The following is a 277-nucleotide window of genomic DNA, read 5'->3' on the forward strand; positions in this document are numbered from 1 at the left end:
CCTACTCTCCCACACCGTCACCAGTGCAGTACCATCGGCGCAGAAGGGCTTAACTACCGGGTTCGGAATGGGACCGGGTGTTTCCCCAACGCTATAACCACCGAAACACTATGGAATTCAAACCAGCCCCGCGAACAGGGCGCGATCGGTCTGGTTCGTTCTCCCAGAACCGCACAGTGGATGCGTAGCGTCTTTGTAACAAGTCCTCGGCCTATTAGTACCAGTCAACTCCAACCGTTACCGGTCTTCCATCTCTGGCCTATCAACCCAGTGGTCT

The 277-nt window shown here is 55.6% G+C and carries 2 rRNA genes; both read right to left on the bottom strand.

Annotation, left to right across the window (positions count from 1 at the left end):
* Positions 1-105 (bottom strand): 5S ribosomal RNA (gene rrf / locus QSK35_RS42595); the annotation flags it as partial.
* An 89-nt stretch (positions 106-194) separates the two neighbouring features.
* Positions 195-277 (bottom strand): 23S ribosomal RNA (locus QSK35_RS42600); the annotation flags it as partial.

The organism is Lentzea sp. NBRC 105346, from assembly GCF_030269605.1.
Lineage (GTDB): Bacteria > Actinomycetota > Actinomycetes > Mycobacteriales > Pseudonocardiaceae > Lentzea.